The 21,924-nt window shown below is 59.1% G+C and carries 20 protein-coding genes; 10 read left to right on the top strand and 10 right to left on the bottom strand.

What is annotated here, in order from left to right:
- Nucleotides 1–52: 52 nt before the first annotated feature.
- The 4 genes from pcaD to pcaR all read right to left on the bottom strand — a co-directional run bounded on the left by pcaD (nt 53) and on the right by pcaR (nt 4,577).
- Entirely contained in the window at nt 53–841 is a 789-nt protein-coding gene (gene pcaD / locus ACIQAL_RS20390; protein WP_401148790.1) for a 3-oxoadipate enol-lactonase, read from the bottom strand.
- Nucleotides 842–928: 87 nt separating this feature from the next.
- Nucleotides 929–2,218, bottom strand: coding sequence for an MFS family transporter (locus ACIQAL_RS20385; RefSeq protein ID WP_341962402.1), 1,290 nt, complete (start codon nt 2,216–2,218; stop codon nt 929–931).
- A gap of 177 nt (nt 2,219–2,395) precedes the next feature.
- Nucleotides 2,396–3,598 carry a 3-oxoadipyl-CoA thiolase gene (gene pcaF / locus ACIQAL_RS20380; protein ID WP_401149294.1) on the bottom strand — a complete coding sequence of 401 codons (1,203 nt, stop codon included), beginning with the start codon at nt 3,596–3,598 and terminating at the stop codon, nt 2,396–2,398.
- A 136-nt stretch (nt 3,599–3,734) separates the two neighbouring features.
- Nucleotides 3,735–4,577, bottom strand: coding sequence for a pca regulon transcriptional regulator PcaR (gene pcaR, locus ACIQAL_RS20375; protein WP_166596557.1), 843 nt, complete (start codon nt 4,575–4,577; stop codon nt 3,735–3,737).
- 831 nt (nt 4,578–5,408) lie between these two features.
- Here pcaR and ACIQAL_RS20370 point away from each other — a divergent pair.
- Together ACIQAL_RS20370 and ACIQAL_RS20365 are read left to right on the top strand one after the other, a co-directional pair.
- Entirely contained in the window at nt 5,409–5,606 is a 198-nt protein-coding gene (locus ACIQAL_RS20370) for a hypothetical protein (RefSeq protein ID WP_341962400.1), read from the top strand.
- A 236-nt stretch (nt 5,607–5,842) separates the two neighbouring features.
- Nucleotides 5,843–7,315 carry an inorganic phosphate transporter gene (locus ACIQAL_RS20365; RefSeq protein ID WP_341962399.1) on the top strand — a complete coding sequence of 491 codons (1,473 nt, stop codon included), beginning with the start codon at nt 5,843–5,845 and terminating at the stop codon, nt 7,313–7,315.
- Nucleotides 7,316–7,386: 71 nt separating this feature from the next.
- On the opposite strand, the gene ACIQAL_RS20360 is transcribed toward ACIQAL_RS20365, so the two are convergent.
- Nucleotides 7,387–8,877 (bottom strand): helicase HerA-like domain-containing protein, encoded by a 1,491-nt coding sequence (locus ACIQAL_RS20360; protein WP_401148787.1) that lies wholly within the window; start codon nt 8,875–8,877, stop codon nt 7,387–7,389.
- A 286-nt stretch (nt 8,878–9,163) separates the two neighbouring features.
- Between ACIQAL_RS20360 and ACIQAL_RS20355 the strand changes: the two genes are divergently transcribed.
- On the top strand, nt 9,164–10,159 hold the full coding sequence (locus ACIQAL_RS20355; protein ID WP_166596554.1) for a lysylphosphatidylglycerol synthase transmembrane domain-containing protein: 996 nt from the start codon (nt 9,164–9,166) through the stop codon (nt 10,157–10,159).
- Here ACIQAL_RS20355 and ACIQAL_RS20350 read toward each other — a convergent pair.
- Together ACIQAL_RS20350 and purU are read right to left on the bottom strand one after the other, a co-directional pair.
- Nucleotides 10,136–10,321: a hypothetical protein gene (locus ACIQAL_RS20350; protein WP_166596553.1), complete on the bottom strand. Its 186-nt coding sequence runs from the start codon at nt 10,319–10,321 to the stop codon at nt 10,136–10,138. The genes ACIQAL_RS20355 and ACIQAL_RS20350 overlap by 24 nt on opposite strands.
- Before the next feature lie 142 nt (nt 10,322–10,463).
- A complete protein-coding gene (purU, locus tag ACIQAL_RS20345) occupies nt 10,464–11,315 on the bottom strand; it encodes a formyltetrahydrofolate deformylase (RefSeq protein ID WP_401148784.1) in 852 nt (283 codons plus the stop codon).
- A gap of 350 nt (nt 11,316–11,665) precedes the next feature.
- Between purU and mvaT the strand changes: the two genes are divergently transcribed.
- Entirely contained in the window at nt 11,666–12,046 is a 381-nt protein-coding gene (gene mvaT, locus ACIQAL_RS20340) for a histone-like nucleoid-structuring protein MvaT (RefSeq protein ID WP_296180015.1), read from the top strand.
- A 102-nt stretch (nt 12,047–12,148) separates the two neighbouring features.
- Here mvaT and sbcB read toward each other — a convergent pair whose 3' ends face one another.
- Entirely contained in the window at nt 12,149–13,579 is a 1,431-nt protein-coding gene (gene sbcB / locus ACIQAL_RS20335) for an exodeoxyribonuclease I (RefSeq protein WP_401148781.1), read from the bottom strand.
- Nucleotides 13,580–13,762: 183 nt separating this feature from the next.
- Here sbcB and ACIQAL_RS20330 point away from each other — a divergent pair, with 183 nt between their 5' ends.
- Genes ACIQAL_RS20330 through ACIQAL_RS20305 form a run of 6 tightly spaced genes read left to right on the top strand, consistent with a single transcriptional unit; the run spans nt 13,763 to nt 20,719 of the window.
- Nucleotides 13,763–14,500: an RDD family protein gene (locus ACIQAL_RS20330; RefSeq protein WP_401148778.1), complete on the top strand. Its 738-nt coding sequence runs from the start codon at nt 13,763–13,765 to the stop codon at nt 14,498–14,500.
- The gene (locus tag ACIQAL_RS20325; protein WP_401148776.1) at nt 14,497–15,477 is read left to right on the top strand and encodes a stage II sporulation protein M; all 981 of its coding nucleotides are present in this window, start codon (nt 14,497–14,499) and stop codon (nt 15,475–15,477) included. Before ACIQAL_RS20330 ends, ACIQAL_RS20325 begins: the two co-directional genes overlap by 4 nt.
- Entirely contained in the window at nt 15,464–17,065 is a 1,602-nt protein-coding gene (locus ACIQAL_RS20320) for a DUF4129 domain-containing protein (RefSeq protein WP_401148773.1), read from the top strand. The genes ACIQAL_RS20325 and ACIQAL_RS20320 overlap by 14 nt, the downstream gene beginning before the upstream one ends.
- Nucleotides 17,062–18,279, top strand: coding sequence for a DUF4350 domain-containing protein (locus ACIQAL_RS20315; protein WP_401148770.1), 1,218 nt, complete (start codon nt 17,062–17,064; stop codon nt 18,277–18,279). The genes ACIQAL_RS20320 and ACIQAL_RS20315 overlap by 4 nt, the downstream gene beginning before the upstream one ends.
- Entirely contained in the window at nt 18,276–19,367 is a 1,092-nt protein-coding gene (locus ACIQAL_RS20310; protein WP_401148767.1) for an AAA family ATPase, read from the top strand. Before ACIQAL_RS20315 ends, ACIQAL_RS20310 begins: the two co-directional genes overlap by 4 nt.
- A complete protein-coding gene (locus tag ACIQAL_RS20305) occupies nt 19,364–20,719 on the top strand; it encodes a DUF58 domain-containing protein (RefSeq protein ID WP_401148764.1) in 1,356 nt (451 codons plus the stop codon). Before ACIQAL_RS20310 ends, ACIQAL_RS20305 begins: the two co-directional genes overlap by 4 nt.
- 11 nt (nt 20,720–20,730) lie before the next feature.
- Here ACIQAL_RS20305 and ACIQAL_RS20300 read toward each other — a convergent pair whose 3' ends face one another.
- Both ACIQAL_RS20300 and ACIQAL_RS20295 read right to left on the bottom strand, forming a co-directional pair.
- Nucleotides 20,731–21,090: a PilZ domain-containing protein gene (locus ACIQAL_RS20300; protein WP_166596544.1), complete on the bottom strand. Its 360-nt coding sequence runs from the start codon at nt 21,088–21,090 to the stop codon at nt 20,731–20,733.
- Between the two features lie 328 nt (nt 21,091–21,418).
- On the bottom strand, nt 21,419–21,793 hold the full coding sequence (locus tag ACIQAL_RS20295) for a tol-pal system YbgF family protein (RefSeq protein WP_166596543.1): 375 nt from the start codon (nt 21,791–21,793) through the stop codon (nt 21,419–21,421).
- Between the last annotated feature and the right edge of the window lie 131 nt (nt 21,794–21,924).

The raw sequence follows: 21,924 nt of genomic DNA, 5'->3' as shown, positions 1-21,924 counted from the left end.
CGGCTCCTACAGGAATGGTGTCAGGCATCGGGGTGTCAAACGCCCCTCTCGTTCAACTCAGCAAAAACTCGGTCACACGTAACGTAAACGTCTGGCCCAGCTCAACGCTGGAAAGATGCGCCGCGTAGTAATCCGACAGTTGCGAACCGGGAATATGGTTCTGCAGAAAATGCCCGTCAGCGACCGTTGTCACCGGGTCATGGCTGCCGCAAATGATCAGCGTATCGACCGTGATCGATCCCAACTGCTTGCGGAAATCCGCATCACGCACCGCTGCACAGCAGGCCGCATACCCGACCGGCGAAGTCGCCGCCAGCACGTTCGTTACTGTCGTCACCTCATCCGCGTGATCACGGGCGAAATCCGGAGTAAACCAACGCTCTACCGCGCCAGCGCCCAGCTCTTTCATCGCCGCTTCACCGCCCTTCTCGACCGTTTCGATACGGGGACCCCACGTCTCGGGTCCACCAATCTTTGCCGCCGTGTTGCACAGCACCAGCTTAAGCAACCGCCCACTGGCGTGAATGCCCAGCCACTGACCGATCAGCCCGCCCATCGACAGGCCACAGAAATGTGCGCGCTCGATCTTCAAGGCATCGAGCAGGTCGAGCACATCACGGCCCAATTGCTCGATCGAATAAGGCCCGTGGCTCACCACGGACTGACCATGGCCTCGCGTGTCGTAACGCAGAACCCGAAACGATTTGCTGAAGGAAGCGACCTGCGCATCCCACATATGCAGGTCAGTTCCCAGCGAATTGGACAGGACAAGGACCGGCGCACCCGCAGGTCCCTCGATCTCGTAATGCATCTGACCGCTTTGAAGTTGTACCACTGCCATGACAGCTCCCTTAATCGAGCACTTCGCGAGAAAGTCGTTGAAAGAGTATGGACAACGCGCGCCCGGTGAGGGGCGCGCGAAATCCGATCAATGGTCTTCGTGGAGGTAATCCGGCTTTTTAGGCAGACGCAGGCTGAACAGGAAGGCAATTGCCATCATCCCTGTCACGTACCAGTAGAAGATGTTCTCCGAGCCCATGTTCTTGAAGCTCAGTGCCACGAACTCAGCCGAACCACCGAAGATGGCGTTGGCAACGGCGTAGGCCAGCCCCACGCCCAAGGCACGAACGTGGACCGGGAACATCTCGGCTTTCACCAGCCCGCTGATCGAGGTGTAGAAGCTGACGATGGCCAGCGCGAGGGTGATCAGCACGAAGGCCACAACCGGGCTGGTGGTCGTCTTCAGGGTCATCAGGATGGGTACGGTGCAGATCGTGCCCAGCGCACCGAACCACATCATCGATGCACGACGACCGATCTTGTCGGCGAGCATGCCGAACAGCGGCTGCATGCACATGTAGAAGAACAGCGCGCACGTCATGATGTAACTGGCCGTCTTGGCGTCCATGTGCATCGTGTTCACCAGGTATTTCTGCATGTACGTGGTGAAGGTGTAGAAAATCAGCGAGCCGCCAGCGGTGTAGCCCAGCACGGTGATGAAGGCGCGAGTGTGATTGCGGAACAACGCGCTCATACTGCCAGCGTCTTTGTCCTGACGTACTTCAGCGGTCGTGGTTTCTTTCAACGAACGGCGCAGCAGCAGCGAGATCACGGCAGCGATGGCGCCGACCACGAACGGAATCCGCCAGCCGTAGGCTTTCAGCTCATCGGCACTCAGGAATTGCTGCAGGATAACCACGGTCAGCACGGCCAGCAGTTGGCCGCCAATCAGGGTCACGTACTGGAACGAGCCGAAGAAACCCCGCTGCCCCCGCAACGCGACTTCACTCATGTAGGTCGCCGTGGTGCCGTATTCGCCACCCACCGACAGGCCCTGAAACAGGCGTGCGACCAGCAGCAGGAACGGCGCCCAGGCGCCAATGGCGGCATACGTCGGCAGGCAGGCGATGACCAGCGAGCCACCGCACATCATCAGTACGGAAATCATCATCGAGTTTTTGCGGCCGTGTTTATCGGCGACTCGGCCAAACAGCCAGCCCCCGATCGGACGCATCAGGAAGCCTGCCGCAAATACGCCAGCAGTGTTCAACAGTTGCACGGTGGGATCGTCGGACGGGAAGAAAGCCGGTGCGAAGTAGATCGCGCAGAAGGCGTAGACATAGAAGTCGAACCATTCGACGAGGTTGCCCGAAGAGGCACCCACGATCGCGAAAATCCGCTTGCTCCTTTCTTCTCCGGTGTAGTGAGTCGTTGTCATTATTGTTTCCCCAATTTCTATAAAGACCAGCCACAAAGCAGGATTCTACGACATAACCTGAAACACTAAGACTTAAGCAGTAACACTTAGACATCACAAGGACAACCGCCCAAGCCGTCGTCTGCCTTTAGTGAAGGCAAACAACGGCTCGGGCGATGGGTTTCAGGCGTGTGTCGCTTATCGTTCTATTGCCAGGGCCAGGCCCTGTCCTACGCCGACGCACATCGTTGCCAGTCCTTTGCTGCCGCCGGTTTTTTCCAATTGATGCAACGCTGTCAGCACCAGACGCGCCCCGCTCATGCCCAACGGATGGCCAAGGGAGATGGCGCCGCCGTTCGGGTTGACCTTGGGTGAGTCGTCTGCAATGCCTAGCTCGCGCATGACCGCCAGGCCTTGGCTTGCGAACGCTTCGTTCAGTTCGATGACATCGAAATCCGAGACGGCCAACCCAAGGCGCTCAACCAGCTTGCGCACTGCGGGCACAGGTCCGATGCCCATCACGCGAGGTTCAACGCCCGCGCTGGCCATGCCCAGTACACGCGCCCGTGGCGTCAGGCCGTGCTTCTTGACCGCATCGGCCGAGGCGAGAATCAGTGCCACCGCGCCGTCGTTCAGCCCTGCCGCATTTCCCGCCGTGACGGTTTTGCCAGCGCCATTGACGGGCTTGAGTTTGCTCAACGCGTCGAGGTTGGTGTCGGCGCGAGGATGTTCGTCTTTGTCGACGACGGTTTCGCCCTTTTTGTGAGCAATGCGTACCGGCACGATTTCTTCGGCAAAAAAACCGCTGGCCTGCGCGGCTGCGGCGCGTTGCTGACTGCGCAGCGCAAAGGCGTCCTGATCTTCGCGAGAGACGTTGAAGTCCTCCGCGACGTTGTCACCGGTCTGCGGCATCGTCTCCACGCCGTACTGATCTTTCATTTGCGGGTTGACGAAGCGCCAGCCGAGGGTCGTGTCTTCAAGCTTCTGCCCGCGACCGAATGCTGTTTCAGCCTTGCCCATCACGAACGGGGCGCGGGACATGGATTCAACGCCGCCTGCAATGGCCAGCTCCATTTCACCGGACGCAATCGCCCGAAACGCCGAACCCACTGCATCCAGCCCCGACGCACACAGACGATTCAACGTGACGCCAGGCACCGAAACCGGCAGGCCCGCCAGTAACGCCGCCATGCGGGCCACATTGCGGTTGTCCTCACCGGCCTGGTTGGCGCAACCGAGGAAAACCTCGTCGAGCGCGTTCCAGTCCACAGAGGGGTTGCGTTCCATCAAGGCTTTGATCGGCAATGCTGCCAGATCGTCGGTGCGGACCGTCGCCAACGCGCCGCCGAAACGGCCAATCGGGGTACGGATCGCGTCGCAGATAAATACGTCACGCATCAGGTTTCTCCACATGCGTCATGATCGGCGCGCAGAGAGGCGCGCAAGTGACGGTCAGGTTATGCCTGAGCATGGAGAGGGGGCAATTCGGTAATCGACTAACCGTTCGATAATCGAACAGTTAAAAGCGGTGCCCAGATCAGGTAAACAGCTGTGTACTCAGATTCCGGCTGGCATCGAGCATGATGGGAAGGAATTTCTGCTCAAGTTCGTTGCGGGTGACCCGCCCGGCGCTGGTACTGACGTTAAGCGCTGCCAGCACTTGACCCGAAGCGTCATAGACAGGCACCGCAATCGAGCGCAAACCCTGTTCCAGCTCTTGATCGACAATGCACCAACCTTGCTGACGCACTTGTTGAAGACATTCAAGCAACGCTTCAGGGGTGTGCAGCGTGCGGCTGGTCTTGGGCTGAAGGTCCGCGTGATCGAGGTATTCCTGCAGCGAAACGTCGTCCAGCGCGGCCAACAGAATCCTGCCCATTGAGGTGCAATAGGCAGGCAGACGCCCTCCCACGGCCAAGTCCACGGAGATAAGACGCTGGGTCGTCGCCGAACGCGCGATATAGAGAATGTCATCACCTTCAAGGGTCGCCATGTTGCAGGCCTCATGCAACTGGCTGCTCATCTTGTCGAGATACGGCTGCGAAGAGACAGCCAGCGGCGTGGAAGACAGATAGGCATGACCCAGGGTCAACACCTTTGGCAGCAGCGAATAGGTTCGGCCATCGGTGGTTGCGTATCCCAGCTTGATCAGCGTGTGCAGACAGCGTCTGACGGCAGCACGGGGAATCTCGGTGCGATGACTGATCTGGGCTATCGTCAGGTGGCGTTTGCGCTCTTGAAAGGCATGAATCACCGCCAGCCCGCGGGCCAGCGAGGTCATGAAATCCGGATCACCTGTGAAGGCCTGAATCCGCTTGGCCGGTGACGCCACGATTGGCGGGGCCAGCGAAGCAAAGGAATTGCGCAGTTGATCGTTCATCTTCACACCGTTCGTCGTGGCCTTGCAGGCCTTCTATAGCGCCACTCTCGCCTCTTTTGTGTGCAACGGCAAGGGCGCTTTGGGCGATTATCGAACGACTGACCGATAATCGCAATTGACCACTGGCCCGGTTGCTTATACCTTTCACACGCCACCATGTGGCTTCTTGGAAATACTGGTCAGGTACCCACTGAGAAGTCCCAGGCACGGCCTTGCTACCCGCAAGGCCGTTTTTATCTCCGCTCTGTCCCTATCGCGTTCAATTGTAAGCATCCGAATACAATTGCGTTTATCGGCGCCTGCGCATTGTCATGGAATTACGTCGTCAGAATTCTGTCTCAAGCGTTCGCTCTTATGCTTAACAAAGTTAGCCCATACATTTGCTGGCAAGAACTTCGGAATCTTCGTACACAAAAACAGTATTTATCCTCTCTTATTGAATTACAGCGCCCTCCACCGTTGACTCTTGTGATCTTCTTGGAGATAGTAACGGCAATTGACGTGCTATAACGCCAAGGCGTGGGTGACGTCCGCAGCCCCATCGGGCGTGGATCCAATCAACACGCCGCTCGCACTACCCGAGTGCAGCGCCGGCGATAGACAGGCCAGAAGCCTGGTCAATTCGCCAGCCGACTGGCACCACCAAAAAATGAATGTCGCTACGACAGTTTTTTCGTTCTGGTGTGCGTAGCCGCAGGTGGCGGAAGTGCTTAATACTTTCGTTGAGAGCTGATCGCGAACGTTTGCCCGTCACCGATCAGTCCATGACGTTCAACACTTCCGGACACTGCGTTAACGCCAGAATCAAACTTGACACCCTCAGGTAATAACGTGACCAAAGATGAACTGCGCGCAGAACTAGAGCGCCAGGAACAACGTTACAAGGATGTATACGGTGGCGAAGTGACCACTTACGCCGCCCAACCCGAGCCGGAACGCAAGCCATGGCGCAAGCGCGCCAGCTTGCTTGATCAGGCGTTCAAGCAAGAACTTCAGAAGATGGAAAGCGAGCTCAAGGAAGAACCTTGAACCGCTCCTCTGGGCACGCTTCTTGACGAGGTGATGCCTGAGCACCCAGTTGATCGTTCCCCGTTTGGGCTAAGGTTGTAGCGAGTGCCGTTGCATCTCGCTTCCTGACAGGAAGTCAACGGGGGTGGCTGGACAGAATTTTCGTTGCAGGTTGCTACCAGTTGGCAGCGCGCCTATCGATATGTTTTTTTTCTGTCATAATCCCGCCCCCTTAATACCGGGTCAGAAAACCTTCCATGATCGATTTATTCAGCGGACTGGATGCCTGGGTGATTGTGAGCCTGCTGCTCGCTCTGGCGTTTGTCCTCACCTTCGAGTTCATCAATGGCTTTCACGACACCGCCAACGCGGTGGCGACAGTCATTTACACGAAGGCCATGCCGCCTCATCTGGCCGTGTTCTTCTCGGGTGTATTCAACTTTCTCGGGGTTCTCCTGGGCGGTGTCGGCGTGGCCTATGCCATCGTCCACCTGCTCCCGGTCGAGTTGCTGATCAACGTCAATACCGGTCATGGCCTGGCCATGGTGTTTTCGCTGCTGGCCGCGGCGATTACCTGGAATCTCGGAACCTGGTATTTCGGTATTCCTGCATCGAGCTCCCACACGCTGATCGGCTCGATCCTCGGCGTGGGTCTGGCCAACGCGCTGATCAACCACATCCCGTTGGGCGAAGGCGTTAACTGGCAGAAAGCGATCGATATTGGCGCCTCGCTGGTGTTCTCGCCGCTGATGGGTTTCATCGTCGCAGCCCTGGTGCTGATCGGTCTGAAAGCGTGGCGTCCGTTGTCGAAAATGCACAAGACGCCAGAACAGCGCCGCACCGTCGATGACAAAAAGCATCCGCCCTTCTGGAACCGTCTGGTATTGGTGATTTCGGCCATGGCTGTGAGCTTCGTGCACGGCTCCAACGACGGCCAGAAAGGCATCGGCCTGATCATGCTGGTGCTGATCGGAATCGTCCCTGCCCAATTCGTCCTGGACCTGAGCACGACCACTTACCAGATCGAACGCACCCGCGACGCCACTTTGCACCTGAGCCAGTTCTATCAGCGCAACAACGCGACCCTGGGCGAGTACCTCGCACTGGGCAAATCGACTTCGGGCGATCTGCCGGAGCGCTTTAGCTGCAACCCGGAGCAAACCGAGCCGACCATCGACGCGCTGCTGAACACCCTTAAAGGCGTGACCGACTATCACAGCCTCGCCCCTGAGCACCGCATCGAAGTCCGCCGTTATCTGCTGTGCCTCGACGACACCGCGCGCAAGGTCGGCAAACTTCCAGCGCTCGACGCCCGTGAAAAATCCGATCTGGAAAAACTGCGCAAGGACCTGACCACCACCACGGAATACGCCCCGTTCTGGGTGATTCTGGCCGTGGCACTGGCTTTGGGTATCGGCACCATGGTGGGCTGGAAACGCGTGGTACTGACCATCGGCGAGAAGATCGGCAAACAGGGCATGACTTATGCCCAAGGCATGTCAGCTCAGATCACCACCGCCAGCGCCATCGCCCTGGCCAACGTGTTCAGTCTGCCCGTCTCGACTACACACATTCTGTCGTCCGGTGTGGCCGGGACCATGGTGGCGAACAAGAGCGGCCTGCAAGGTGGCACCGTTCGCAACATTCTGCTGGCCTGGGTGCTGACTCTGCCCGCCACCGTCGCGCTGTCGGCGGGCCTGTTCTGGCTAGCGTCCAAGGCGCTGGCGTAACCAGGACTTGATAGAAATGAAAATGCCCACTCATGCAGTGGGCATTTCGTTTTCCGCAGTGACCTAAAGGCTTAACGCCGTTTCTTGCTTCCACCCAGCAACGACCCCATCAAGCCGCGCACCAACTCCCGGCCGATCTGATTCGCGGCCTGTCGCATCGCGCTCTTGACCGCCTGCCCCGCCAATCCCCCCAGAAACCCGTCCGCCATGTCCGCCAATCCGCCTTCCGACTTTTCCTCAGTCGCAGCGGGATGCGCCGGATCGACCGCAGGCCCCTTGCGGGCCAGTAACATCTCATAGGCAGACTCGCGATCCACTGGCTTGTCATAGCGTCCGGCCAGCGGCGACTGAGCGATCAGCCCTGCCCGCTCCGACTCGGTCAACGGGCCGATTCTCGATTGCGGCGGCGCCACCAGGACCCGTCTGACGATCTCCGGCGTGCCTTTTTCCTGCAACGTCCCGACCAACGCTTCGCCAATGCCCAGTTCAATGAGCACCGTTAACGCATCGAACTCGGGATTGGGACGAAACCCGTCAGCCACCGCCTTGAGGGATTTCTGCTCCTTGCTGGTGAATGCTCGAAGGCCGTGCTGAATGCGCAAACCGAGTTGCGCCAGGATGTTGTCCGGCAGGTCCCCCGGCGACTGTGTGACGAAATACACGCCCACCCCTTTGGAGCGAATCAACCGCACCACCTGCTCAAGTCGGTCTTGCAAGGCTTTGGGCGTGTCCGCGAACAACAAGTGCGCCTCGTCGAAAAACAGGGCAAGCAAGGGCTTATCGGCATCGCCACGTTCCGGAAGTTGCTCGAACAATTCGGCCAGCAGCCATAACAGAAACGTCGCGTACACCTTTGGCGCCTCGTGCACCAAACGGCTGGCGTCCAGCAAATGAATGCGCCCTCGCCCATCACTTGCTGGCTGCAGGATGTCTTCCAATTGCAAAGCGGGCTCGCCAAACAAAGCTTCGGCACCCTGTTGTTCCAGCACGGCCAACCGACGCAACAGCGCCTGGCTGGAGCCGGTGGTCATCAACGCACTGTCTTCGCCCAGTGCTGCCGGTTGTTCACGCAGGTAATTGAGCAGCGCTTTGAGGTCTTTGATATCCAGGAGCAACAAGCCCTCTCTGTCAGCCACCTTGAACGCTGCGTACAAGGCCGATTGCTGGCTGTCAGTCAGCTCAAGCAGACTTCCGAGCAGCAGTGGGCCCATTTCCGACAGCGTTGTGCGCAGAGGATGACCCGACTGCCCCTGTACATCCCACAGCGTGACGGGGTATGCCTGAGGTGAATGGTTCAACCACGGCATACCGGCGATGCGTTCGGCGATCTTGCCCTGAGGATTGCCCGCCGCCCCCAGGCCGCACAGATCGCCTTTGATATCGGCCGCGAACACGGCCACGCCCGCATCACTGAACGCTTCTGCCAGGCGCTGCAAAGTCACGGTCTTCCCGGTGCCTGTCGCGCCCGCCACCAGCCCATGACGATTGGCCAGACGCAACGCCTGCCCAATGGACTGACCGTCCAGCCCGGCGCCGATAAGAATGTCTTGAGAATCCGGCATGTCTTCACCCAGAGATCGCATTGTTTTTGTGCAGAGAAACCGAGGCGACGTACTCGCTTCTTCTGCTTCGAAGATTGCCAACCCGAGTCAGCCCCTTCACTCTAGTTCACCCAACGAGGCCATCGGTGCTCACCGAACACCCGCCCGTGCCAGCGGTCAATCCAGGACGAAAAATGGAGGATACGCCCAAGATGCTCAATGCAGCCCGACCCGACGCCAAGGCGCGCACTCTTAGGCTATCCCTTTTGCGCAGCCATTTTGTGCGACGCCCCGACAGGTTCTGCGCGTGAAGCGACTCTTTTGGCTGGCAGCCGTGCTGGTCCTCGCCCTGCTGATTCCGCTGTTCATGGGCGGCATGGACATGTTCCATCGCTTGCGCAACTTCCCGCTTCCGCTGTTTCTGGCGATGTTCGGCATGGTGCTGGTGGGTTGGTGCGCGAACACCATGCGCTTACGTTTATTGCTCGGCGAGAGCGCCAACGGGTTGGGGATGCGCAAGAGTCTGGGCGTGGTCATGGCCACCGAATTCGCCTACAGCGCCACGCCGGGTGGCAGCGGCGCACCGCTCACCCTCGTAGCGTTGCTGTCACGCTGCGGCATTGGCCCGGCCAAAAGTACGGCAGCCTTTGCCACCGACCAGCTCAATGACTTGGTGTTTTTTCTGCTCGCCCTGATCGGCATCCTCATCTATGCGGTATTCCACAAACTCAGTGAAAACCTGGAATGGATGCTCATCGCCAGCGCCCTGCTGATCGGGGCCGGGCTGTGTGTCTGTGCAGGATTCGCTCGATATCACCGCCGGATCATTTTGTTCAACGGCAGATTGCTCAAGCGCCTCAAACGCAAGAACGCTTCGCGCATCCGGTGGGCCCGCAAGCTTCTGCATTTTCGCGACGCGCTGGCTGAAACCTGGAAGATGCCCCATCGCGTGCTGTTCAAGGTATTCCTGCTGACGTGCGTGCATTGGGGGTTGCGCTATAGCGTGCTGTACCTGGCGTTGCTCGGGCTCGGCGTCGACATCGACTGGGCCTGGACGTTTCTGGTCCAGATGCTGTCGTTGAGCGCGGGGCAATTCAGCCTCTCGCCGGGTGGCGCCGGGGCGGCGGAATTAACGTCAGCGGCGTTGTTAGCGCCCATGGTGGGAAAATCGACCGCAGCCGCGGCGATTCTGATCTGGCGAATCGTGACCTATTACTTTTATCTCGTCGCAGGCGGTCCGGTTTTCTTGCTGATGGTCGGCAAGCCGTTGCTCATGAAACTATTGCGGATCAAGACGCCTTGATTCGTCTTCGGCGTCGGGCTTGACCTGCTCCCAGAGTTGCTCAGCACCCTCGAACTCGGTGCCGTCATCAGGCGACAAAGCGTCGGGGTCATAGCGGCTGAGGCAGCCTTCGCCAAGTGTCGGTGGGGCTTTGGAGGTGGCTTTGTCGAGTGGATTGACCATTGCAGCAACCCTTCAGGCTTCGGGGGATGGGTTCTGTGGGGGCGAATTCATCGCGAAAGATCTTCCAGACGATAGAGATGTATCGCCCTGGCAGACCCCTCGCGAATGATTTCGCTCCCTCAAAGAGTAGCGCCGTTCGAGTTTAGTCAAACACCACAGTCTTGTTGTCGTGCACCAGCACGCGGTCTTCGAGGTGAGCGCGCAAGCCGCGAGCCAACACCATCTTTTCCACGTCACGGCCGAAACGCACCATGTTCTCGATGCTGTCGCGATGGGTGACACGCACGACGTCCTGCTCGATGATCGGGCCCGCGTCCAGCTCCTCCGTCACGTAGTGGCAGGTCGCACCAATCAGCTTCACACCGCGCAGCGATGCCTGGTGATAAGGCTTGGCGCCCACGAACGATGGCAGGAAGCTGTGGTGAATGTTGATCACCTGATGCGCATACTCGCGGCACAGTTGCGGCGGCAGAATCTGCATGTAGCGCGCCAGCACCACGACATCGGCGTCGTGCTGTTTGACCAGACGCGAGACTTCGGCGAACGCTGGCTCCTTGTCTTTTGGGTCCACTGGCACGTGGTAATAAGGAATGTCGTGCCACTCGACCATACTGCGCAGGTCCTGGTGATTGGAGATCACGCAGGCGATCTCGCAGTCCAGTTCGTCGCTGTGCCAACGGTGCAGCAGGTCGGCCAGGCAATGGGATTCACGGCTCGCCATGAGTACGACGCGCTTCTTTTGGTCCGAATCGGTGATGCGCCAGTCCATGCCAAATTCTTCGGCGATAGGCGTGAACGCGTCACGGAAACCTTCCAGATCGAACGGCAAGGTATCGGCACGGATTTCATGGCGCATGAAAAACCAGCCGCTGAGGTTGTCAGAGTGATGACTCGCTTCAGTAATCCAGCCGTTGTAGGTCGCCAGAAAGTTACTGACTTTGGCAACGATGCCGACACGGTCCGGGCAAGCAATCACCAGACGAAAAGTGCGCATGAGGGGAAACTCCAGAACTTCGCAAAGGCGGCTATTCTAGCGATTACCCGCCCGCTGTGCAGCAGCCCCCTTGCACTGATTTCACAGCCCCCGAAACCCATGCCGATCAGCGGTAATGGGTAGCTGTTCCTGCGCTGCACAGCCCGACACGAAACTCGGCGTCAATAAACCTACTAAATAGCCCCGGTATTTTACGCCACCTGGCCACGACACTTGTTTGATGGTGCGTGCATGTGAGTGGGCTATTTCAAAATGCGACAGGTAAAACATTTCTTAAATGTTTACTTGGGCAAATACTGTGACTATTATTGCGTCATTACACCCTGCCCATCACGACACAGGTAGCCCTCATGTCCCTGATCAACGAATACCGCGCAACAGAAGAAGCCATCAAAGAACTGCAAGCTCGTCTGCAAAATCTGCAACAGGACGACAAACTGCAAAAGGAACTTGAGTTCGAAGGCAAACTGCGCACCCTGATGGGCGAATATCAAAAATCCCTGCGCGACATCATCGCGCTGCTGGATCCAGATTCCAAGTTGAAAGCACCACGTGGCGGCGCCGCAGTCAAAACTACCGGCACCAAGCGTGCGCGCAAGGTCAAGCAATACAAGAACCCGCATAACGGTGAAATCATCGAAACCAAAGGTGGCAACCACAAGACGCTGAAAGAGTGGAAAGCCAAGTGGGGCGGTGACGAGGTTGAAAGCTGGGCAACTCTGCTGGGCTAATAGCTCACGTATTGCAACAGCCGTTGTGCAGTGATGTGCGACCCAAAAACGCCAGCGAAAGCTGGCGTTTTTTATGGCAGGTTTTTTATCTCAACTGCGCGCTCAGATTCCCAGTCGGTGCTTGAGTTGTATCGAATAATCCTGCCACTCGGACAGCACCTTGAGCTGCTCCGGCGATGCTTTCAACGACAGCTCTATCAACGCCTTGGTAAAGGCTTTCAGGGTATTGGGCGCTCCTGCCTGGGGATTGATGAGACGCTCCTGGCAAAACCCCAGCCAGCGCTGCTGTTCGGTGACCGTCAGGGTCTCGGCAAAGTTGCGAGCCCGGTAGCGAAATAACAACTCGGGAAGTCGCGGATCATCGAAGGGCCACGGGTCGCTCGCTAGTTGTTGTGGCTCTGCCATGCGAACCTGTTCGCAAAGACGGCGATCCCTGTCGTTAATAAATCCATCATATAACTGTTGTTCCGGGTCTTCGCTGACAGCGAAATCATCACTGGCATAAACCTCTTTCAACTTTTCCAGCCAGATCGCCTGACCTTCGCTCAGCTGATGAACGCGCTCTTTGTAGACGCTCAGATCGATGTGCAGGCGCTGACGGTCTTCCTCACGCAAGACACTCAATGGGGCGACTACCGGGCATTTGTTTATATGCAGTAGTTTAAGGGGAACCGGAAATTGCCCCTCCAGTAAATCCTCGCGACGGGTATATAAACGCTGACGCAGGGTCTGTGCGTCTTCGTCCAGTAACGGGCGGTGATCGTGAAACAGGTCACAGACAATCAGCGCGTTGCGGTTGGTGGGGTGCCACGCCAACGGGAGTACTACACCCAGGTAACTACGCGCCGCCGAAAAACGTCCCGATATATGCACCAGCGGTTGCAGCAAACGAATCTGCTCCTGCACCTTGTGTTTACTGCGCAACTGAAAAAGATAGTCGTAAAGCTTGGGTTGCTTGTCACGGATGAGCCGCGCCAGTGCAATGGTGGCGCGAACATCGGAAAGCGCGTCGTGGGCCTGCCCGTGGTCGATACCATTTGCAGCGGTCAGCCACTCAAGTTTGAGCGTGACGCGTCCTTCCTCTTCCGGCCAGACAATGCCCTCCGGACGCAACGCATAGGCCGTGCGCACGACATCGATCAGATCCCAACGGCTATTGCCCCCCTGCCACTCCCGACCGTAAGGATCAAAAAAGTTACGGTACAGGCTGTAACGCGTCATTTCGTCGTCGAACCGCAAGGTGTTATAGCCAGCACCGCACGTACCCGGCAGCGACAGTTCGGCATGCACGCGGGTCATGAAGTCGGCCTCACACATACCCTTTTCCGCCAGACGCGCCGGTGTGATGCCCGTGACCAGACACGCAGCCGGGTGCGGAAGGATGTCATCGCTGGGCTGACAGTAAAGATTGACCGGCTCGGATATCTCGTTGAGTTGATCGTCCGTGCGAATCCCCGCCACCTGGAGCGGCCGGTCGTTGCGCGGATTGATGCCGGTGGTTTCGTAGTCGTACCAGAAAATGCTGGAAGTCACGGGCTGATCCTGAGCAGAAGACCGGCGAAGTCTACCAGATCGACTTCCACGCCCTGCCCACCCTAAGGCCGGTCAGAAGTGTTTAAGGACATTTCCCACACGATGCTTCCGAATCATCCGGTTGCTTAGGACTGCCGTGCTGGCTAGCATCAGGCTTTATTTTCTGGCGTACCCCCACCGACAATGTCCTCTTCGCACGCTTGGCCAAGGAATGCTGCGCAGCCTGCTCCACTGGACACCCGCATCCGCCTCGAAACCCCGGAAGGCATCGACCTTGTGTTGAGACCGGCTGGGCTGCTGTCGCGTTCACTGGCGTTCGCGTTTGACCTGCTGATTCGCGGCGTCCTGCTGGTGGGGCTGTTTTTCTTGCTCGACGCCTTCGGGGAGTTCGGCACCGGGTTGTTCGTGCTGGCGCTGTTTCTCATCAATTGGTGGTACATGGTGCTGTTCGAAGTCCTGCACCAGGGCCGCACACCTGGCAAACAGCTCATGGGGCTGCGCGTGGTCCATGATGACGGCACGCCGGTCGGTTGGTCTGCTTCGCTGCTGCGCAATCTGTTGCGATTCGTCGACATGCTGCCCTTCGGCTACAGCGTGGGCGCGTTCGCCTGCCTTCAGCACCCCCTCTTCAAACGGCTCGGTGATCTGGCGGCAGGTACGCTGGTGATTTACCGCGACGCGTCGATTTCCCGTCCCTCACTGCCCGACGTTCCCGCCGTCGCCGCGCCCTTGATCCTGACACTTGAAGAACAGCGGGCGGTGCTGTCCTTTGCTGAACGACAGCATGACCTCTCCCCTGCTCGCAGCCAGGAACTGGCGGCGATACTCGTTCCCGTCCTGCAGATGCCCACGCACCTCCCGCCCGAACACGCCGTGACTCAGGTGAACGGCATCGCTCGCAGCCTGGCGGGTTCGGCATGAAACAGAGCCAGTTCGAACAACGCCATCAGAGTGACTGGCAACGTTTCGCGGAACGTCTGGATGCGCTAGAACGCAGTCGGCGCAAGAACCAAGCGGGCGACGGTTTCGCCGAAGCGTACCGGCAAATCTGCCAGCAACTGGCGCTGGCTCAGGAGCGTGGCTACAGCAGCTACCTGATCGACCCGTTGCAGCAATTGGCAATGCGCGGGCACCAACAACTGTACCGCCATCGCAGCCAGTTCGCCGCGCAGCTGCTGAGCTTCGTGCTAGCGGACTTCCCTCGTCTGGTGCGTTCGGAGTGGCGGCTGGTGGTCTTGGCGGGCGCTCTTTTCTTCGGCAGCCTGATCCTCATGGGTGTGCTGGTCTACGCCTGGCCGGACCTGATCTACAGCGTAGTCAGCCCCGCTCAGGTCGGAGAAATGGAAAGCATGTACGACCCGGCAGCGCGGCGTATCGGCCAGGCGGCGGAACGTGCATCGAGCACCGACTGGCTGATGTTCGGCTACTACATCATGCACAACATCGGCATCGCGTTTCAGACCTTCGCCAGCGGTTTGCTGTTCGGACTGGGCAGCCTGTTTTTCCTGTTCTTCAACGGCCTGATGATCGGCGCGGTCGCGGGACACCTCACTGATGTGGGCTTTGGCGAGACCTTCTGGCCGTTCGTCGTGGGTCACGGCGCCTTCGAGCTGACCGCCATCGCGCTGGCAGGTGCCGCCGGATTGAAGCTCGGCTGGGCGTTGCTGGCGCCCGGCCCGCTGCGTCGAGGCGAAGCCTTGCGAGTGGCGGCCAAAACCAGCGTGCGCCTGATCGGGGGCGTCATGCTGTTCTTGCTCATTGCCGCCTTTATAGAGGCGTACTGGTCGTCCATGACATGGCCTCAGCCCACGACCAAATACCTGGTAGGCGCTGTGCTGTGGGCGCTGGTTTCCGCTTACCTGATCTTCGCCGGACGCACTGCCCATGCGCCTGACTGAAGCCCGCGTCGCCATACGCCCGCGCAACCCTTGGGAAGCCGTCGACCTCGGCGTGCTGTTGGCACGTGAGCATCGGCGTTTGCTGATGACGAGTTGGGCGATCGTCACGCTGCCACTCTTCGCGCTGCTGACAGCCCTGCTCTGGGATTACCCTTCCATCGCTGTCCTGCTGTTCTGGTGGTTGAAGCCCGCGTACGAACGACTGCCGCTGCTGATCCTGTCACAAGCGCTGTTCGGCACGCCGCCCACCCTTAAAGAAGCGCTGAAAGCCTGGCCGCGCGCGCTTAAACCCCAACTGCTTGCCAGCCTCACCTGGCGGCGATTCAGCCTCAGTCGCAGCTTCAATCTACCGGTGCAGCAACTGGAAGGACTGGACGGTCTTCAGCGAGCACAACGCATCGCGGTGCTGGGCGAGAAAAATCTGCGTGTCGTACGCTGCCTGACCTCCTTGGGCAGCACACTCGAAATGTGCTTCTGGATAGGTCTGATGCTGCTGTTCTATGCGCTCATCCCTCAGCAGGTCGAACTGGACTGGTCATGGCGCAGCCTGTTGGACATTGAGGGCAACTGGAACTGGCTGGAACATTTGACCAATGGTTTCTATGCTTTGGTCCTGGTGCTGTGGGGCCCGATTTACGTGTCATGCGGTTTTACCCTGTACCTCAACCGTCGGACGACACTGGAATCCTGGGACATCGAACTGGCCTTCCGCCGCTTGCGGCAACGGGTGATCGGCAGCGCCTACGTGCTGTTGGTGGGCGTCTCTCTGGTCTTCGGTTTTTCACCCTCCCCCGCGATGGCGACCGAGCCCGTTGACGAATCGAGTTACAGCTGTCCTTTGCCGCCATTGGATCTGCCTCAGACGGAAGAACAGGTCGCAGCACCTGACACGCCGCGACTGCTGAATCAACCACTGACCAGCGAAGCGTCCCAAGCCGCGATCAAAGCGGTGCTGGACAATCCGCCCTTCAAGAATCCGAAGGCTGTGACGGGCTGGCGTCTGGCCGATCAAAAGCACGGCACAAAAACTGGCAAAAATGGCGATACTCCGCAATGGCTGGTAAAGCTGGTGATGAATCTGCTCAATATCGGCAAAACCCTGTCGACGGTGTTTCAGGTGCTGTTGTGGACATTGGTCGCGCTGATCGTCGCGTGGGTCGTTTGGCGCTATCGGGCATGGTTCGGCACCTTTGTCAGCAAGGGCAAACCCGTCCTGCGCCCTCGACGTGATGCGCCCCGGCAACTGTTTGGCCTGCAAGTGAACGCAGAAAGCCTGCCGAACGATGTTGCAGCGGCAGCGGAAAAACTCTGGGTGCAATCCCCCCGCGAAGCCCTGAGCCTGTTGTATCGCGCGCTGCTGAGCCGATTGATCAACGACTATCAATTGCCGCTGAAAAACGCCGATACGGAAGGTCAGGTGCTGGAACGCGTCACGGCACTGAATCAGCCGCCGCTGCACGCCTTTAGCCATGAACTGACACGCCACTGGCAGAACCTCGCCTACGGCCATCAACTTCCTCCAAGCGATGTGCAGAAAGCGCTCTGTGAAGACTGGCGGCGACTGTTCGCGCACGGGGTTACATCATGAGCCGTGGCACGTGGCTGCTTGTCATCGGTGTGGTGGTGCTTGGCATCGTCGGCGCCGCCGTGCCGCTGTTCAAGCAACTCGAACACTATGAGGAAGTTGTCGACCAAGGGCCATCGCCTGAAGTGCGGGCCAACCCTTATCTGGCCGCCGAAACGTTTCTGCGTCAGCGCGGGCTTACCGTCAGCGTCACTCAAGCGCTCACCACGCTTCCCGACATCAAGGGGAAGCCACAGACCCTGATGTTGCTGGACACCCGCGAAAAGATGACACCTGCTGAAGTGACGCGCCTGCTGACCTGGGTGCGCGCGGGTGGACGGCTGCTGTTCGTCGCCGAACAGTTGTGGGATGAGAAGAAGGGCCGAAGCGGCGACCTGTTGCTCGACCAACTGCAAATCCGCCAGTTCATGACCCGCGATGTGCGCGAGCAGGATCGACGGCGCGAGCGTGAGCAGATCAAGCCGATCATTCCGCTGACCACGCCTGATATCAAGGCGCCGGACACGCCGTGGCCAGAACTGACCCGGCTTTACGTACAAAACGAAAACGAACCGGCCTACATGAGCTTCGACCCGGCCTTCCATCTGGACGATCCTCAGGATCATGCACAGTCATGGGCCAACAGCGCCGATGCCACGCACATGCTGCAGGTGGTCTACGGCAGTGGCCTGATCACGGTCCTCACCGACGCCGACCTGTGGAAAACCCGCGCCATTGGTAAATACGACAACGCCTGGCTGATGTGGTATTTGAGCCAGGACAGCGTCGTGACCCTGCTGCTGCGCACCGATCATGAAGACGTGTTCGGCCTGCTGTGGAAGTACTTCCCCCAAGCGCTCTTCGCGCTGGCCCTGTGCATCGGTGCCGGGCTGTGGCACAGCGGCATGCGGCAAGGTCCATTGCTGCCGGAACCCTCTCGTGCCCGACGTCAACTCGGCGAGCATTTACGCGCCAGCGCCGACTTCATTCTGCGGCGCAAGGGACAACATGCGTTGCTACGAGCCTTGCAGCAGGACATCCTGCGCCGCGCCCGACAACGTCATCCCGGCTTCGAAGCGCTGCCGGTGACCGAACAATGGCAATGGCTGGCACGCATCACCCGACAGCCCACTAGTGCCATCGGTCAAGCCCTGCGTCCGCGCCTTGAAGAGCGTCTGTCGAGCCCCGAATTCACCCGTCAGGTTGCCTACCTGCAAACCCTCAGGAATGCCTTATGAGCGATCATCCGACACCGCCGTCGAGCAGCGTAGACACCGTTCCGGAACATGCCGAACCCGCCGCCACACTGGAACACGCGGAGGGGAAAACCACCGACGCGCAAGTACCTCCCGCCAGCCATCCGGCGCAGCAGCGACAGCGCGCCATCCATCTTGCCCAGGCAGTCCGGCATGAACTGCAGAAAGCCGTGATCGGCCAGAATGCGGTGATCGATGACGTCCTCACGGCCTTGATCGGCGGCGGCCACGTGTTGCTCGAAGGCGTTCCCGGTCTCGGCAAGACCTTACTCGTCCGCGCCCTTGCCCGCTGCTTCGGTGGCGAGTTCGCCCGCATTCAGTTCACCCCCGACCTGATGCCCAGCGATGTCACCGGCCATGCCGTCTACGACATGCAGACCGAGCAGTTCAAGCTGCGCAAGGGGCCGCTGTTCACCAACCTGCTGCTGGCGGACGAGATCAACCGCGCCCCCGCCAAAACCCAGGCCGCGTTGCTGGAAGCCATGCAGGAGCGGCAGGTGACCCTCGAAGGTCGCGCCCTGCCTGTGCCGCAACCGTTCATGGTGCTGGCGACACAAAACCCCATCGAACAGGAAGGCACCTACCCGCTGCCCGAAGCCGAGCTTGACCGGTTCATGCTCAAGCTGCGCATGGATTACCCCCAGGCCGAGCAGGAGCTGGACATGGTGCGCCAGGTCACGCGTTCCACCCGCTCGGACATGCTCGACGTCCAGCCGCTGCGAACCTTGATGCAGGCCAAGGACGTTCAGGCGCTGCAACGCATTGCCAGCGATTTGCCCGTCGACGAACAAGTGCTGGATTACGCCGTACGCCTGGCAAGAGCCACCCGTACGTGGCCGGGATTGACCTTGGGCGCAGGCCCGCGAGCGTCGATTGCACTGGTCCGCGGCGGTCGGGCCCGGGCCTTGCTGCGCGGCGGTGAGTTCGTGATTCCCGATGACATCAAAGGCTGCGCACTGGCTGTCTTGCGCCATCGGGTCAGGCTGTCGCCGGAACTGGACATCGAAGGTCTCTCGGTGGATCAAGTGCTCAAACAGTTGCTGGATCAGGTGGCGGCGCCGCGCCAATGAAACAGCTGCTCAAGCCCTCGACACGCCTGTTGTGGTGGCTGGCCGTCCTGGCCGCCGTCGCTTTGCTGCTGGGTGTGTTTCAGGCGTTGGGGCGCGGACCAGTCGCCAAGCTCGACGGGCTGTTCTGGGCAGTGGTTAGCGTGATGGGTGTGTTGATCGCGCTGGACGCCTTCTGGCTCTGGCGGCTGCCCTCGCCTCGCCTGCAACGCCACGTACCGGGCAGTCTGGCGCTGGGGCGCTGGAGCGAGGTGCGCGTGGAACTCGAACACGACTTTCTGCGCAGCGTGCCACTGACCCTGTTCGACCATGGCCCTCAAGGGTCCGGCAATCAGTACGAAACCGAATATCTGCCTCAAGACATCGTTCTGCGCCCGCAGCGCAAAGCGCAATTGACCTACCGCCTTCGTCCCACCAGCCGCGGACACTTCGCCTTCGAACGCATCGAAATTCAGCTACGTAGCCCGCTGCGCCTGTGGCTGTCGCGACGCTATGTGCCTGTCAGCAATGCCGCCAGGGTCTACCCGGATTTTGCCCGGCTGCACAACGGCCAGTTGCTGGCAGTGGACAACTGGCTCAGTCAGATCGGTATTCGTCAGCGCCAGCGTCGGGGGTTGGGGCTGGAATTCAATCAACTGCGCGAGTTTCGAGAGGGCGACAGCCTGAGGCAGATCGACTGGAAAGCCACGGCGCGCCAACGCACGCCGATTGCCAGGGAGTACCAGGACGAGCGCGATCAGCAGATTGTCTTCCTGCTCGATTGCGGACGCCGAATGCGCAGCCAGGACGGCGAGTTGACGCATTTCGACCATGCCCTCAACGCCTGCCTGTTGCTGGGTTACGTCGCGCTTCGACAAGGTGATGCCGTCGGCGTCTCGACCTTCGCCGCTGACGCGAATCGGCATCTGTCACCGGTCAAGGGCGCGGCGCAGCTCAATGTGTTACTGAACCACGTTTACGATCTCAACAGCACCCAGCGGCCTGCCGACTACAGCGCCGCCGTCCGACAATTACTGATCCGGCAAAAGCGTCGCGCCCTGGTCGTTTTGGTGACCAACTTGCGGGATGAGGACGACGAAGAGTTGCTCGGCGCCGTCAAACAGCTGAGCCGCCATCACCGGGTGCTGATCGCCAGCCTTCGGGAAAACGTGCTGGACGAACAACGACACGCCCCCGTGCAGACCTGGCAACAGGCCCTCGATTACTGCGGCACGGTGGAGTTTCTCAACGCACGAGCGAGCTTGCATGAGCGTTTGACCGCCCATGGTATTCCCGTGCTGGATGTGCGGCCCGGCGAATTGGGGCCGCAATTGGTGAGTCGCTATTTAAGCTGGAAGAAGGCAGGTACGTTATAAGCGCGCTCTGGTCAGGCGGACGCCTCCAGCGGGTAAAAGCTGAAATAACGCTGCAACGCCTGAATCAGGTCGTAATACTCGGGAGGCGCAGCCTGGAGCTTGAAGCCCGAGTCGTAGACACCCGGCGTTTCATCTTCCTGACACCACAAGCAACTGGCGTTGATGTCGATGTTGTACAGCCCGTTCTTCCCGTCCGGCACTTTCAGGCGCAACTGGAAATCCGCGCCCACCAGAATGGGAAGATCGCTGATCAACATCAGGCCTTGTTCTGAAACGTTTCCCAGGCAACCCAGCGGCTTATCGGTATACCGATTGAATACCTGAAGGTAATACGGGAGCTGGTGACGCTCGATTCGTCTTTCGTTGAGCATTGGACAAAGGTCCTCGAATGACCATTGAGCATGGCCTTGCTAATGCAAAGGGGTCCGGTCGCACGTGAACGGCACAGACGACGACACGCTCGAACCCACCTGTTCATTACAACAGGGACGTCATCTGACTCACCAGCCATAACCGAAGTCACTGATCCGATTATTCGATTTCGCGCTAACCACCGGTTCAAGTGATCAATGCGTTCGAATATCAGAGTGCCCTTCGCCACTCCTGTGATGAAATCTTTAGGTCCCTACCGATTCCAGACTAGCTGAAGCTTTGGCAAAGGCCACCCAAAAAGAAGACCGTCTATCCAAGCGGGTGTAATTACAGTGAAGCAGGTCTCGGAATGGCGGCAGGCGCCATGTTGTCATGACCCAACTGGTGCAACGTATCAATCCGCGCTTTGGCCCGGAACGCGTATTCGCTATAGGGATACTGGGTCAGGATGAACTGGTACGTTTGAATGGCATCGACGTACATTTTCTGGCGTTCAAGGCACTGTCCGCGCAGCATGGATACTTCCGGCTGCACGTAGCGACGGGCGCGGCTTTCGCGGTCAACTTTCGACAGGTTGTACATCACCGCATCGCAATCGCCCTGGGCGTACGCACGGTTGGCATTGTTCAAATGGCTGTTCATCGCCCAGCGCGTACAACCGCTCAAGGCCGCCAGCGCCACTAATATCATCACGATTCGCATGAGAGTCTCCTGTGCTCAGCATTGTATCGGCGCCTCACAGAATTTCTTCAAGTGCGATTTGCTCGCCGATGGCCTGTAGGGACTGGGCCAATCGCACATTGAAGAGACAACACGTAGTGCAAAGGAACAAT

This window comes from Pseudomonas sp. NPDC088368 (assembly GCF_044753445.1).
In the GTDB taxonomy this organism is placed as follows: domain Bacteria; phylum Pseudomonadota; class Gammaproteobacteria; order Pseudomonadales; family Pseudomonadaceae; genus Aquipseudomonas; species Aquipseudomonas bambusae.
This window is presented reverse-complemented; position numbering and strand designations above follow the sequence as displayed.

What these genes read in the sequence shown, in the direction of transcription:
- pcaD (WP_401148790.1), bottom strand. Translation starts at nt 841, where the DNA reads ATGGCAGTGGTACAACTTCAAAGCGGTCAGATGCATTACGAGATCGAG.
- ACIQAL_RS20385 (WP_341962402.1), bottom strand. Translation starts at nt 2,218, where the DNA reads ATGACAACGACTCACTACACCGGAGAAGAAAGGAGCAAGCGGATTTTC.
- pcaR (WP_166596557.1), bottom strand. Translation starts at nt 4,577, where the DNA reads ATGAACGATCAACTGCGCAATTCCTTTGCTTCGCTGGCCCCGCCAATC.
- ACIQAL_RS20365 (WP_341962399.1), top strand. Translation starts at nt 5,843, where the DNA reads ATGATCGATTTATTCAGCGGACTGGATGCCTGGGTGATTGTGAGCCTG.
- ACIQAL_RS20360 (WP_401148787.1), bottom strand. Translation starts at nt 8,877, where the DNA reads ATGCCGGATTCTCAAGACATTCTTATCGGCGCCGGGCTGGACGGTCAG.
- ACIQAL_RS20350 (WP_166596553.1), bottom strand. Translation starts at nt 10,321, where the DNA reads ATGGTCAATCCACTCGACAAAGCCACCTCCAAAGCCCCACCGACACTT.
- purU (WP_401148784.1), bottom strand. Translation starts at nt 11,315, where the DNA reads ATGCGCACTTTTCGTCTGGTGATTGCTTGCCCGGACCGTGTCGGCATC.
- mvaT (WP_296180015.1), top strand. Translation starts at nt 11,666, where the DNA reads ATGTCCCTGATCAACGAATACCGCGCAACAGAAGAAGCCATCAAAGAA.
- ACIQAL_RS20330 (WP_401148778.1), top strand. Translation starts at nt 13,763, where the DNA reads ATGTCCTCTTCGCACGCTTGGCCAAGGAATGCTGCGCAGCCTGCTCCA.
- ACIQAL_RS20325 (WP_401148776.1), top strand. Translation starts at nt 14,497, where the DNA reads ATGAAACAGAGCCAGTTCGAACAACGCCATCAGAGTGACTGGCAACGT.
- ACIQAL_RS20320 (WP_401148773.1), top strand. Translation starts at nt 15,464, where the DNA reads ATGCGCCTGACTGAAGCCCGCGTCGCCATACGCCCGCGCAACCCTTGG.
- ACIQAL_RS20315 (WP_401148770.1), top strand. Translation starts at nt 17,062, where the DNA reads ATGAGCCGTGGCACGTGGCTGCTTGTCATCGGTGTGGTGGTGCTTGGC.
- ACIQAL_RS20310 (WP_401148767.1), top strand. Translation starts at nt 18,276, where the DNA reads ATGAGCGATCATCCGACACCGCCGTCGAGCAGCGTAGACACCGTTCCG.
- ACIQAL_RS20305 (WP_401148764.1), top strand. Translation starts at nt 19,364, where the DNA reads ATGAAACAGCTGCTCAAGCCCTCGACACGCCTGTTGTGGTGGCTGGCC.
- ACIQAL_RS20300 (WP_166596544.1), bottom strand. Translation starts at nt 21,090, where the DNA reads ATGCTCAACGAAAGACGAATCGAGCGTCACCAGCTCCCGTATTACCTT.
- ACIQAL_RS20295 (WP_166596543.1), bottom strand. Translation starts at nt 21,793, where the DNA reads ATGCGAATCGTGATGATATTAGTGGCGCTGGCGGCCTTGAGCGGTTGT.